The 14,319-nt window shown below is 58.0% G+C and carries 5 protein-coding genes; all 5 read right to left on the reverse strand.

Annotated features, from left to right (window positions below):
- Window positions 1-18 precede the first annotated feature (18 nt).
- Window positions 19-2,343 (reverse strand): calcium-binding protein, encoded by a 2,325-nt coding sequence (locus ACQK2Q_RS13290; protein ID WP_425410224.1) that lies wholly within the window; start codon window positions 2,341-2,343, stop codon window positions 19-21.
- A 147-nt stretch (window positions 2,344-2,490) separates the two neighbouring features.
- On the reverse strand, window positions 2,491-4,686 hold the full coding sequence (locus tag ACQK2Q_RS13295; RefSeq protein WP_425410225.1) for a choice-of-anchor Q domain-containing protein: 2,196 nt from the start codon (window positions 4,684-4,686) through the stop codon (window positions 2,491-2,493).
- Between the two features lie 238 nt (window positions 4,687-4,924).
- Window positions 4,925-7,993 carry a M10 family metallopeptidase C-terminal domain-containing protein gene (locus tag ACQK2Q_RS13300; RefSeq protein ID WP_425410226.1) on the reverse strand — a complete coding sequence of 1,023 codons (3,069 nt, stop codon included), beginning with the start codon at window positions 7,991-7,993 and terminating at the stop codon, window positions 4,925-4,927.
- A 117-nt stretch (window positions 7,994-8,110) separates the two neighbouring features.
- A complete protein-coding gene (locus ACQK2Q_RS13305) occupies window positions 8,111-10,303 on the reverse strand; it encodes an Ig-like domain-containing protein (RefSeq protein ID WP_425410227.1) in 2,193 nt (730 codons plus the stop codon).
- A gap of 254 nt (window positions 10,304-10,557) precedes the next feature.
- Window positions 10,558-14,310: a hypothetical protein gene (locus tag ACQK2Q_RS13310; protein WP_425410228.1), complete on the reverse strand. Its 3,753-nt coding sequence runs from the start codon at window positions 14,308-14,310 to the stop codon at window positions 10,558-10,560.
- Window positions 14,311-14,319 lie beyond the last annotated feature (9 nt).

Below are 14,319 nucleotides of genomic sequence, written 5' to 3' on the forward strand. Positions count from 1 at the left end.
TCTGCGGAGTAATCTTCCTTACGTAAAGATAAAGTCGTCCTCATGCAGGTCGGCGACCGTGACGTTCAGTAACAGGATGGAATCGCCGCCGCCGAAGTCTATGGTGGTGTGATTGCCATTGTCCGACGCCGCCGCGATGACTTCCGCGAACGTATCGAACGCCGCCCCGAACGCCACGAGTTGAATGACATCGTCGGTGCCGGCGCCGGCGACGAAATCGTCATAGACGTCATTCGCGTGGCCCTGCCGGAACTGGAAAAGATCGTCGCCTGCGCCGCCGGTCACAGAATCGTCCCCGAAACGGCCGTTCAGCGTATCGTCGCCGGCGTCGCCGCGCAGGCGGTCGACCCCGCCGCCGCCGGTGAGAGAGTCGTCGCCGTCATTGCCGACGAGCGTGTCGTTTCCGCCGCCGCCAAAGAGACGGTCTTCGCCTTCAAATCCGCGGCCCACATCGTTACCAGCTGAGCCGCCGATAAGATCGCGACCGAAGCCGCCGCGCAGATCATCATTTCCATCGCCGCCGAGCAGTGTGTCGTGACTGCCGAACCCGTGCAGGGTGTCGGCGCCGTCGCCGCCGATGATCGAATCCCGGCCCGCATCGCCTCCGATCGTGTCGTCGCCGGCGCCGCCGTTCAGCGTATCGTCGCCAAACCCGCCGGAGATCGTGTCGTTATCCGCGCCGCCGTCGATCACATCGACACCGCCCAGCCCGCTCAGGAGATCGCCGCCGCCGCCGCCGAGCAGCGTATTATCAGCCGCGGACCCGCCAATTGAATCGCCCGCTTGCGTCGCAATAATATTCTCTACGCCAACCAAATCCAGCGTGCCGCCAAGGCCGGTCCATGTTCCCGCCTCTAGATCAGCGTCAACGCCATTCGTTGTTTCATCGCTGATATCAACCGTGTCCCGCCCGGCGCCGCCATAAACATCGTCTATAAACTCGCCATCGAAAATCAGGAATGTATCATTACCCGCGCCGCCAAAAACGCTATCATTGGCGAACCCGCCGGCAATGGTGTCGTTGCCGTCGAGGCCCGTAATCTGATCGGAAAAACTGAACCCGTATAATGTGTCATCGAATGCTGTGCCAGTGATAGTATCGCGAAGATCGCTGCCGTTGATTTCGCTCGCGACAGTGAGCGGCGTTACATAGCCGTTTGAAGCTACAAAATTCCGGTCGCCTTCATAATCGGAAAAGTTCACAGGGTTTTCACGAGGATCCCATATCGACGCAAAAACTTCACCCGCGCCGTCATCCGAAAGCCACGTAAACAAAATCCGTCCGTCGCCGGTAACGCCGACATTAGGCTGTGTCGTGCCCGGACTTTCAATGATAAACACGCCGCCATCGGCCGTGCCGTTGGGGTTAAGCAGGCGCCCTTCAAGCGTGCCGTCAGTATCGTTATCCCAGAGAATTACGAATTGCCCGTTCGGCAAGGCGGCCAGTTCGGGCTCGTTTTCATTGTCAGTCGTTCCCGCCAGCGAAAACGCCCCGGCGCGCAGCGTACCGTCAGCTTCGTAAATGCTGAATTGGATATCATTGTTTCCAGCGTCTTCAGCAACCCATGTGACAACGAAACCGCCATCGGCGAGCGATGCGACCTGCGGCAAAACGTTTTCACCGGTGCTGACCGGCGTATCAGCTTTCACGAGCACGCCGCTGTTATCGAATATAACAAATTCAATCCCTGGTACGCCCGCGTCGTCTTCTTCATAAACCGAAACAAAGTTCCCGTTGCTGAGGACGGCAAGATCGCCTTCGCCATCAAAATCGACACTGTTCTGGGCGGCATCGAAACCCGTTCCCGCAACACCGGAACTGTCGACCCTTACGCCGCGAATATTTACATCCGACGCATTTTCATAAGAAAACGTCACGACAAAACTGTCGTCGGAAAGGTCCACCGCAAGCTGCGGATTGGTGAGATTTTCATCGGCGGTGGTTTCAATGGCTAAAGAATCGCCCGCGACCTGATCGCCGGCGTCATCAAACCGCTCCCAATAAATTTCGGTTTCATCGGTATCGGCAATATCGTGGTCGACATAAGTCAGAATAAAACCGCCGTCGCTCGTGGCGGCGACGTCGAAAACAAATTCATCATCGACAAAGCGGTCAAAATTAAGTTGGTAGGCGTCGCGTACGACAGCCCCGTTGAGGTCGTAGATTTTGGCGATTATATCGACGCCCTCGCCAGTGCCGACGGCGCCGGACGCGCTTTCAGCCCACGCGGTCAGAATATTTCCGTTGGCTAACCCGATGATTATCGGCGCGCCTTGCGTACCGTTGGCCGCTGCTCCCGTATTAACCTGAAAAGGACTTAACCACTCAACTGGCGCCGGCATGACACATTCTCCCCTTAATCAATATATCCAACCTCGATTACAGCTATACATCTGCAATTGTTCCGCGTTTCAAGCATTGGCGGAGATCGGCGCCAAAGCTTGTGTTTGTTCGATATTCTTCCCAACAGCCCCGTAAGGCTTGCAGTCTTACGTAAAAATAAAGTCATCCTCATGCAGGTCGGCGACCGTGACGTTCAGTAACAGGATGGAATCCCCGCCGCCAAAGTCGATGGTGGTGTGATTGCCATTATCGCTGGCTGCTGCAATCACTTCCGCGAATGTGTCAAACGCCGCCCCGAACGCCACGAGCTGAATGACGTCGTCCGTGCCGGCGCCCGCCGTGAAGTCGTCATAGACGTCATTCGCGTGACCCTGCCGGAACTGGAACAAGTCGTCGCCCGCGCCGCCGGTGACAGAGTCGTCCCCGAAACGGCCGTTCAACGTGTCGTCGCCGGCGTCGCCGCGCAGGCGGTCGACCCCGCCGCCGCCGGTGAGAGAGTCATCGCCGTCATTACCCAGAAGCGTATCCGAACCGCCGCCGCCGAATAGCCTGTCGTCGCCTTCGAACCCGCGGCCCACATCGTTGCCGCCTGAGCCGCCGATAAGATCGCGCCCGAAGCCGCCGCGCAGATCGTCATTTCCATCGCCGCCGAGCAGTGTGTCGTGACTGCCGAACCCGTGCAGCGTGTCCGCGCCGGCGCCGCCGATGATCGAATCCCGGCCCGCATCGCCGCCGATTGTGTCGTCGCCGGCCCCGCCGTTCAGCGTATCGTCGCCGAACCCGCCGGAGATCGTGTCATTTCCACCCAGGCCGGACACGTCATCGCCGCCGCCAAGCGCCAGGATCGTGTCAGCGTTTTCTGTACCGTTCAAAATATCCGGATTGTTCGTGCCGACAATTTCAGCAACCTCGACCGCACCGATATCGACATTGCCGCCAACCACGCGCGACGCACCGCGCGCATCGATGGGCAGCGTTTCGCCGGTATTCATATCGCCGTCTAGATCGAAGGCGTCTGCCGGCAAAAGACCATTATTTCCAGCATTGACGGCCACCCCGGTATTGAGAATGGCGACAGTCTCCACAGACCCGCCATTATCCGCAAGCGCGCCGTAGACATTGCCTTCCTGACTTACAGTTGAAGCGAAAACCGTGGTGATATCCGTGACAAGAATATCCTGCGCGTCGCCAACGCCGCCCGGCTGATTGGTGAAAATATTCACGCCGCTATAGGTCGTGGCGCCGCCGGCAGAATCAATTTCACTCGTAGCGCCGGGGCCGTTTAAACGGTTTGCAGCGACAATGGAGTTTCCGACAATTGCAACGCCGGTGTTGCGTACGCCGCCGCCGCTTGTGCCGGCTGCATTCCCGGTGAAAGTGCTGTTGATAATATTCGTCCCGGCCGTATCCGTCGCGACGCCGCCGCCGCTTTGCGTGGCGAAATTTGAATAAAAGGTTGAATTGACAATTTCAGCCCCAACCGCGCCAAGGCCGAGATAAACGCCGCCGCCGCTCAGTCCGGCCGAATTATCGGAAAAAGTAGAATTGTAAATATAAGACTGGCCGCCGGTTCCGAATACGGCGCCGGCGAAACCGCCTGCAATATTGGTGTCAAATGTAGACGAAATCAGCTCCAGGGAACCGCCGCTTATGTGGGCGATCGCTGCGCCATGTTGCGCAGAAGAATTACCTTCGAAAACGGAATTGGAAACACTGACGTCGCCATTGGATGCAATGGCCCCGCCGGAGACATAGGAATAATTCAGTCTGAACGTGCTGTCTTCAACAACAACAGTTGACCCGGCCGAGCCGAATATTGCGCCGCCATTAGTGGCGGCGTTGCTGTTATTGCCAAAATATGAATTGCTTACATGCAGGGTGGACCCGGAATCGACAAAAACCGCGGAGTCTTCAAAACTGGTGAAAGTAGAATCTTCAATCGTTACGTTGGTGTCAGCGCTGGCGTAAACGCCGGAGGTCCCTTCATATCCGCCTGCAAGCGCGAGACCGCTGAGCGTAACATCGCGCGGATCGGCTTCCGACCCGTTCGAAATAACGAAAGAAGCGCCGCCGGCGCTATTCGACGCAATCGTAATGTCGGCATCGCCGTCATTGTCGAGATCGCCGTCTATCAGAATGTCGTCTTGTGTAATGGTGAGTTCCGTGGCGGAAAGGTTCAAAGACCCGCCGGAAAGGCTGTTATCGAAAGTAATCGTGTCATTATCTTGCGCCAACGCCAGCGCTTCACGCAGGGAAAGGCCGGCGCCGTCGGTGGTTTCATCTCCGAGATTGCCGCCGTCAAATTCTTCGTCATCAAGGGTCGTGACCGTTAAAGTCGCCATTTATAAGTACTCCTGCGTCATTTTACTGTATTGTGCATTTTTCACGCCGCGCCGCGGCTTTCTTCCCGGTTCTATCGCCCATAGGGCCGGGGGCAAAGCTTAATTATCGGTAGGGTCTGCGCCTCAACTCCATTCAAGTCTACAGAGGTTGTGCCAAGCCTGAACATTGCAACCTGAGAGGTAGCCCGCCGACGCCAGTTTCGCCGAAACCAGCGCGGCGATAAATGTATCGCTCCCGTCACGTAAAAATAAAATCGTCCTCGTGGAGGGCGGCGACAGTGACGTTCAGCAGCACGATAGAATCCCCGCCGCCGAAATCGATGGTGGTGTGATTGCCGTTATCTGTAGCCGCTGAGATAACCTCGGCGAATGTGTCAAACGCAGCGCCAAAGGCCACGAGCTGGATGACGTCGTCCGTACCGGCGCCCGGCGTGAAGTCATCGTAAATATCCGCCCCGTGCCCCTGCCGGAACTGGAAGAGGTCGTCGCCCGCGCCGCCGGTGACGGAATCGTCTCCGAAACGGCCGTTCAGCGTATCGTTTCCTGCATCCCCGCGCAGCCGGTCCGCCCCGCCGCCGCCAGTGAGTGAATCGTCGCCGTCATTACCGATCAGCGTGTCTGCGTCCCCGCCGCCAAAGAGGCGGTCTTCGCCATCGAATCCGCGCAACACATCTTCGCCGCCAGACCCGCCGAGCAAGTCTCGCCCGAAGCCGCCGCGCAGATCGTCGCCATCGTCGCCGCCAAGCAGCGTGTCGTGACTGCCGAACCCGTGCAGCGTATCGGCGCCGGCGCCGCCAGCGAGAGAATCGCGCCCGGCCTGGCCGCCGATCGTGTCGTCGCCGGCCCCGCCATCCAGCGTGTCATCGCCGAAACCGCCGGCGATCGTATCATTGTCGGCGCCCCCTTCGATCAGATCGCCGCCGCCCAGCCCATGCAGGAGATCGCCGCCGCCGCCGCCGATGAGCTGATCGCCAGCGGCGGCGTTGCTTCCTTCGAGCGTATCGCTGAAGTCGCCGCCTAAAACGCGCTCAACATTGATGAGCGTATCGCCGGACGCATCTCCCGCACCGAAGCCATCCCACAAGCGGATAAAAACGGCACCCGCGGCATCTTCATATGACGCCGTATCAAATCCATCGCCGCCATCGAGCACATCAGCGCCGCCCTTTCCGGAAAGGAAATCGTCGCCCTGGCCGCCGCTGAGGGTATTATTTGTTTCATTACCTGTAAGCGTGTCTGCAAACGAACTCCCCAGGACACTCTCTATACTGATCAGTATATCCCCGTCCGCTGCGCCTCCTGATCCGGCGCCGGCGGCCAGGTCAACCGACACCCCTTCGTCCGGCGAAGAAACGTAACTGATCAGATCGTCGCCGTCGCCGCCGTAAATATCGTCCAGCCCGGCGCCGCCTTCAAACGTGTCATTGCCGGCGCCGCCGAACGCCGTGTCGTCTCCCTCCCCCGAACTGAAGTAATCGTCGCCAGGCCCGCCGTTCAACAGATCAGCGCCGGCGCCGGATAAAATCCGGTCAGCGCCTTCCTCGCCGTTTATCGTATCGCTACCATCTCCGGTGCTGATAAAATCCGCACCGGGACCGCCATCGATTAGCTTATGAGCGCCGGACAGGGGCCCGCTAATCGTATCATCGCCGACACCGCCGCTTACCGTATCAGCGCCGTCCCCTAGCGCGTAATAACCGTTCAGCCCGTCTATGGCCGAAACATCCTCCCCGGCGGCGGCTCCGACATATAATCTGATCGTTTCATCCAGAAAAGAGACGATCTCGACATTCGTGAGAATCGTCTGCACGCCGCTGAACTCAAACCCGAACAAAGCGGATGGATCAAGATCGTCGCCAAAGACAGCGACATCGCTTCTGTTTTGGCTGACGACCAGCGTATCGTCGCCGCTATCGCCATTCACCAGATCCGCCGACGCAAGGTCGGTCATGAAATGATCAGCGCCAGCGCCTCCATTCAGCGTATCCGCGCCGGCGCCGCCCGCAAGCGTATCTGCGCCGTCATTTCCATAAAGACTATTAGGACCATCGTTGCCGGTCAGCTTGTCGGCGCCGTCGCCGCCCGCTGCATTTTCGATCAGGACATCTGCAGCAATTGTGAAGCCCCCTGCGACCCCTGAAACCTTCGATACGAACCCGCCGGCGCCCTCGCCAAAAACAAGCGTCGCCGGTCTGAGATCAATGACGGCATTCTGAACGCCATGATATTCAATGCTATCGGTCCCGCCGGTATCCCAGATCGTTGTGAAGAATTGTCCGGCCTGATTGCCGTCAGTAAGCGTATAAACATCGCCGAAAGCGTTATGGTTCGTATTCGCACCATATTTTTGCTGCAACAAGGCGACATCGAGCGCAGACGGCCCGCCCTGCTGACCGTAATTATGACTAAAAGCGGGGCTTTCTGAAAAACCGGAATTATAACTTATATTGGTGTAAACGCCCTGATTGAGATCGAAAAAACCGAACGATCCCCGATCATCGACAACCCCCTGCAAGACTTCCGATGAACCGCCATTATCATGCGGATGCGCAAATCCGAGACCGTGCAATAATTCGTGGATGATTAAGGCGAACCCCGATGAACCGGGGGCGAGAGAGTTGTTCCAGAGCGCGGAGTTTGTATTGAACACGCCAACGCCTGCGCCGCCCGTTCCCGGCGGCCCCATACGTCCTGAAAACTCCAAACCGGATTCAGACGTGGTGATCAGCCGGAATTCCGCACCCGGCGCCGAAAAAACCTGATTGAAAATCAGATTCGCAACGTTGGAAATCGTTTCCATCACCGCCAAGACGGCGTTGATTTGCAATGGCGTCCATCCATCCGACGTAAAGCCGCCGGCGCTGTATCCCGATGGGGCGAAGAAAACATCCACCGTGTTGCTGGCCAGCTTCGTTCCCCAGTCAATGGCGTCGAGCGGATTTTGCGCGGGACCGAAATCAGCGGTCAGCGTGTATTGACCGGCTGTGGGCGACTGGTTTTCATCTTCATAAGACTGAGCGACAAGATAATATGTGCCCGATTCCGTCGCCGTAAAACGGAGCTGCGGATTAAGGCCCGGACCGGCGTCATCATCCTGGGCCACATTGACGCCCGAGGCGTTACGCAACTCAAGAAACGGATCGAACAGGGGGTTTGCGCCCGACCCGGTCAGCGTAAACAGATACGACTCGCCGGCGACAAGATCGATGGCGATCCAGTCCTTGTCGCCGACCTGCTCTAGCGAATTGACCAGGGCCCCGCCAACTTGAAGTCCGGTTGTCGTATTTAGGCCGCCTGGAATATCCATCAATTCTCGCCGATAACGCTAACGGCGAATTTGTAGCGTAAAAAACCGGCGTGAACCACGCCGATTCTTCACAAATAAGCTATCGGTTCAGATAGGCTATCAGTTGAAGGCCGTGGCTCAGCCAAATATGAAATCGTCCTCGTGAAGCTCGCCAAGATTGGTGTTCACAAGCGTAATCGTATCGCCGCCGCCAAAATCGATTATGACATCGGCGCCGTTCTGGTTGGACGCGGCCATGACCTCGGCGAATGTGTCGAAAGCCGTACCGAAAACAAGCAGTTGAATAACGTCTTCCGAGCCTGCGCCGGCGGTGAAATCATCGTAAATGTCATTGCCGTGCCCTTTTCGGAATTCGAAAAGATCGTCGCCTTCGCCGCCAGTGACCCAGTCATCGCCAAACCGGCCGTTGAGCGTATCGTCACCTGCGTCGCCTTTCAGCCGGTCAACGCCGCCCCCGCCGGTCAACGAGTCGTTGCCGTCATTGCCTAAAAGCGTATCCGACCCGCCGCCACCGAACAGGCGATCATCGCCGTCAAAACCGCGCGCAATATCATTGCCGCCGGAACCGCCCAGGAGGTCCCTGCCATGCCCGCCGCGCAGATCGTCATCTCCATCGCCGCCATAAAGCGAGTCATGGCTGCCAAAGCCGTGAAGCAGATCGTTTCCGTCTCTGCCGATTATGACATCGCGACCCGATTCGCCGGTAAGCGAATCTCTGCCCGCGCCGCCGTCAATCGTGTCGTTACCGAAGCCGCCGGAAAGCGTGTCATTGCCGTCTGCCCCAAACAACCGATCCGCGCCCTCTTCGCCTGACATGAAATCATTGCCGCCGAGACCTTCCAATAGATCGTTGTCTTCAGCGCCCCAGACCGTGTCCGCCCCCGCGCCGGCGGTCAGCGTGTCCGGCGCCGGCGTGCCGAACAGAGCCACATCGTCGATGCCGTCAATTGAAACGGTGACAATCGCCGTATCTTCGCCGCCATTGCCGTCAGCAACGCCATAGGTGAAAATCTCCAGCCCGTTTTCGCCGTCTTCAAGCGAATCATACGCGCCGTTTGGATCGTATTCATAGGTCCCGTTCGCATTGACCGTCAAAAGGGCGCCCGAGGCCAGAGTGATTTGCGTTCCGACCGAACCCGCTGAGCCGTTAACACTGGTGATCGTAAAGACATCCCCTGCATCGGCGTCGCTGTCCGGCCCGGACCCGTTGTCGGCGAAAAGATCGCCGGAAACCAGATGCGCTTCATCCGTTGCGAAATTGTCATTGCGCGCAACAGGCGCATCGTTTTCACCGTTGATCTCGATACTGACCGTCGCCGTATCGGGTCCGCCAACGCCATCGTCGATCGTGTAAGTAAATGAGTCGAAAGCAGTCGCGCCTGCAGCCAGCCACTCAAATTCTCCATTCGTGTCGTAGGAGAATGTTCCGTCGCCGTTTACCGTCAGCAGCGCCCCGGAAGCGAGCGTTATTTGCCCGCCGACATTCATTGCAGCGCCGTTTACGGCGGTGACCGAAAACGGATCATTGTCGAAATCGCTGTCCGCGCCATTGCCGTTATCGGCGAATAGATCGCCGTTTACGAGGCCCGATTCCCCAATAACAAACGAATCGTCCTGCGCCTCTACAGGTGTATTCAAATCCATACTCGCATTGTTGAACATGACGGTTTCAACGCCGGTCAGCGTGTCCACGCCGTCGTCGCCGTCGGCGGCGTTGTTATCCATGATTGTGAAAACGCCGCCGCCTTCAGCGATAATCGTGTAATCGCCCGAGGCGCCTGAATAGACCGCGGTATCCGCTCCGAGGCCGCCTTCAATCGTATCGTCGCCGCCCGCGCCCATCAAGACATCGTCGCCGCCATTGCCGGTCAGGTTGTTATCCGCCGCGCCCCCATAAATTGTGTCGGCGTGCGCGGAGCCGACAGCATTTTCAAACCCGCTGATAGCATCGCCCTGGGCGTCGCCGCCGCTGACGATATTATTCCCGATATCAATATTTACGCCGGCGAACGAGTTTATATAGACAAGCGTATCAATGTCAGCGCCGCCATTCAGGCTGTCGGCGCCCGCGCCGCCTTCGAGCGTATCGTCGCCGGCGCCGCCAAGCAGCGCGTCAGCGCCGGAGCCGCCCATGAGCGAGTCATTGCCTGCGCCGCCGTCGAGTGAATCATTGTCGTCGCCGCCGTCTAAAACGTCGTCTCCACCATTTCCCATGAGGACGTCATCGCCGGCGAGGCCGTTGATCGTATCGTTTCCGTCAAAACCTTCGAGCGTATCAGGCTCGCTCGTGCCGTCGATAAAATCATCCATGATTCAGATCCTTCAGAGTCGATTTCCCCCAGACTCATCAATTGCGAGCGCAACAGCATATTAACTACCGCACTGTCCTAATCAGAGACTGCGCAGGATCACCCAGCAATATTTGCGCCGGAGGACGACAGGATCGAAATGGAGAGCAAAGAAAAAACGCATTCCCGCTTTAGCGCCAGCGGGAATGCGTTGTTCTAGATGATGCGGCGCCGGTTTCATCCGGCGGCGCGCGCAAGATATATGGTTACCGGAGCCTATCCGAACATAAAATCATCTTCATGCAAATCTGCGACCACGACATTCAGTAGCAGGATCGAATCGCCGCCCCCAAGATCGATTGTGGTGTGGTTGCCGTTGTCTGTGGCCGCGGCGATGACTTCCGCGAAACTGTCAAACGACGCACCGAACGCAAGAAGCTGAATCACATCGTCCGTACCGGCGCCGGCGGTGAAATCATCAAAAATATCATTGCCGTGGCCCTGACGGAACTCGAATAGATCGTCACCCGCACCCCCGGACACGCTGTCATCGCCGAAACGGCCGTTCAGCGTATCGTCGCCGGCGTCCCCCTTCAGACGGTCAACGCCGCCGCCGCCGACAAGCGAATCATCACCCTCGTTGCCGACAAGCGTATCTGCGCCGCCGCCGCCGAACAGCCGGTCATCGCCTTCAAAACCGCGGATGACGTCGTTGTCGGCCGCGCCGCCGAGCAGATCCTTGCCGACCCCGCCGCGCAGATCGTCAGCGCCAGCGCCGCCAAACAATGAATCATGGCTGCCAAAGCCATGCAGCGTATCGGCGCCGTCGCCGCCGATCAGGACATCGCGCCCCGCCTCGCCGCTGACCGAGTCATTACCGTCGCCGCCGTCCAGCGTATCGTTGCCGAAGCCGCCAAACAAAAAGTCGCCGTCGGCGCCGCCCTCTCCCAGATCGTCTCCGAGTCCGCCCAGCACCGTATCGGCGCCCGCGCCGCCGGAAAGTTCATCGTCTTCATTTGCGCCGCGCAGGAAGTTATTGCCGGCGCCGGCGTCCCAATCGACATCGCCGTCAATCAGATCCAGGTTATTGACCACGGCGTCGCCGATAATCCGCGCGCCCAGGCCCCCGGTCATGACGTTTCCTGAACCGAATTCAACTGCGCTTGCATCAGTGGAATTGAAGCCCACGAATACGCCGACGCTGTTATCGGTAAGAATATTGTCGGCAAAAAACGCATCTGTGCCGCCGCCGAAAAATGTCGATACCAAAAACGCAGCCGAACCGGAACCGTCCGATGTAGCGACGCCGCGATTATTGGAAACCGTGTTGCCGATGACGTTGATTTCCGCGCCGGCGCTGATGTCGAGGGCGTAATCAAGAAAGTCGCCGTCGCCCTTTCCGATATAGGTGTTGTCCAGGAAATCGCCCGTTGTGCCGGCGCCGAAATAGAGCACGCCAATCCGGCCGATATCGCTAAACATTGAGTTCGTGACATTCACGTCGCTTGACGCTCCGAACACCGCGATTGCGGTTCCCTGATAGGGCGAGCCAGTCTCCTGATACTCGATATCCGTGAAGGCGACTTCATCGAACGTTCCCGACCCCAAATGCCGGAACGCCTGCCATATATTATAACCGGCGCCGTCAAACGTTACCCCTGATACATCGAGCGTCACCCCGTCTTCCACCAGGAACCAGCCGCGCCCGTCGCCCGAAGTCGATGTATCGAATGCAGCTTCAACAGTTGTTGCATCCTTGCCGGCGCCGATAATCGTCAAATCCTTGTCAATAACGATCTGCTCATCGTCGCTGTCATGCACGCCGGCCGCCAGTTTTATCGTGTAGCCCGCGCTCGCTGCGTCGACAGCGTCCTTGATTGAATCGAATGTACCAACCAGATCATTCGACCCGTTGAAGAGCTGGATTTTTTGCGCAAGCGTCAGCACCGTCGCACCGCCTGAAAACGACAGCGCTTCGATGTTGGTCAATACGTCTACGCCTTCATCGCCGTCACCAGCGTTATTGTCAGTGACGCCGTTAAAACTGGTGATAAAGCCGTTTGCGTCCATGTCGGCGTCAATCGTGAAATCGCCCGCCGCGCCAGCGTAAGCGGCGGTATCGTAGTCAGCGCCGCCGTCCAGTGTGTCGTTGCCGAGACCGCCCACAATAATATCGTTACCGCCCTCGCCGGACACATTATCGTCGCCGCCGTAATCAACCCCGCCCTCGGCTGAATCGTTCAGCAGATCATTGGCCTCGGTGCCAATGATATCGTCGTCACCGTCCGTGCCCCGGATGCGGCTGTCGACGCCCAGAACGTCAGTGGAGCCGGAGTTGATTGTAACGCCTGAAAGATCCAGAGAATTGGCGCCGCCGGTCAGCAGATAGTTTCCGGGATAGCCGGGGTTGCCGGGCGTATCCGTACCCGGGCTGGACACGGGGTCGATGAACAGAAGATCGCCCCAGGACGTACCGCCCGACAGGTCGACATCGGTGAACGACAAGCCGTTTACATCCGTGAACCCCTGAACCAGAACCTGCGGTTTATGATACCAGCCGTCGACGGTCACATTATCAAGCACCACATTGCCGATTGGCGTATCCACATCATACGTTGTCGGATCAAATCCTGCTATCTGAATGGCGTTGTCGCCTCGCGCGCTGACGGCCGTCGCTTCCGTCGCAGTCGAGGTGATTGTCAAATCGGTCAGCGTCGCATCGCCGTGGAACCCGAAGAGCACAATATCGCCGGAACCGTTGCTTCCGCCCTGGCCATTATCCGTAAACGTTGAATTCGTGATGGAAATGGCGTCGAGATCAAATGCGCCCGAACCCGAGCCGACACCGTGCGTGCCATTGTTGGAAAAGGCGCTGTTCGTAATATCGAGCAGCGTCAAATTCGTGGAGCTTGCAATCCGCAGCCCCGCGCCGGAGGCGCCGCTGACGGAAAAACCGCTGATGGAAACCGTCGCCGCGCCGCCATTATCGATATCGCCTGTGATCTCAACCCCGTGCGCGCCTGTTGGCGTCAGAAGCACATCGGGAACGCCGTCCGCGCCAGCATCGACGCCTTCGAGCGTGATTTCCTTATCGATTGTAAGGCTTTCATTATAAGAACCGTCTGCAACCTGAATCAGGTCGCCGGCGACCGCGTCGTCGATCGCCGCCTGAATAGACATGCCTTCCGCGACATAGAAGAAAGCGTCGTCGAGGCCGGTCGTCGAAATCTCGGCCGTGGTTGCAACCAGCGCGCCGCTGTCCAGCGCGTCCTTTGCATCTTGAACGCTGTCGAAAGTGGCGACGATTACGCCTTCGTCTTTGACCTGGACAGGGTTGTCGTCTTCCGTTTGCAAGAGCGCGTTATCGACCGCGATGCCGCCCGCCACGTCGATATTCGTGAACCAGCCGTAACGGTTGCCGCCAAAATCCGTCGAATAAACGTCAGTCGGCTCATTCAGCACTTCATTGAAGATCACGATGCCGTTCGCATCCTTGACGGTCAGGGAAACCGCTAGCGTATCGTCGCCCGCGTCATAAAACACATGTTCGAATGTGTACCAGCCAGCCGACGTCACCTCGCCGAAGTTCCCGTTTTCCAGATCTTCACGAGGATCGAAATTCGTATTGTTGCTTGCGCCAATTAATAAGTCGCCGGTGGACGTGTCCTGAGTCACATGAAAGATAAAATCGCGCAAATGCCCGCCGGCCTGATTGTTAGCCGCGACCGAATAGTCAAACCCTTCGCCGGCCGCCCATGAGCCGGGATCGAGATAGACTTTAATTGTCGTTGTAAAGCTCTGATCGTCATCCAGCGACCGGTAGCCGTCAAATCTTGTAAACGGCCCCGTCAGGCCGCCTGACCCTGTCGTTTGCTCGAAAATCGCGTGTGTCGGTCCATCCGGAGACACGACCCCGCCCGTTCCGGAAGCCACGACGGTGATATCGCCTGACCAGCCGGTGTCTTCGTCCAGAAATCCCTCAGAATCGATTTCGAAGCTTTGATCAAACCGCACAAATGAATTTACCATGAGATTCCC

It is taken from the genome of Hyphococcus sp., assembly GCF_965228385.1.
Lineage (GTDB): Bacteria > Pseudomonadota > Alphaproteobacteria > Caulobacterales > Parvularculaceae > Hyphococcus.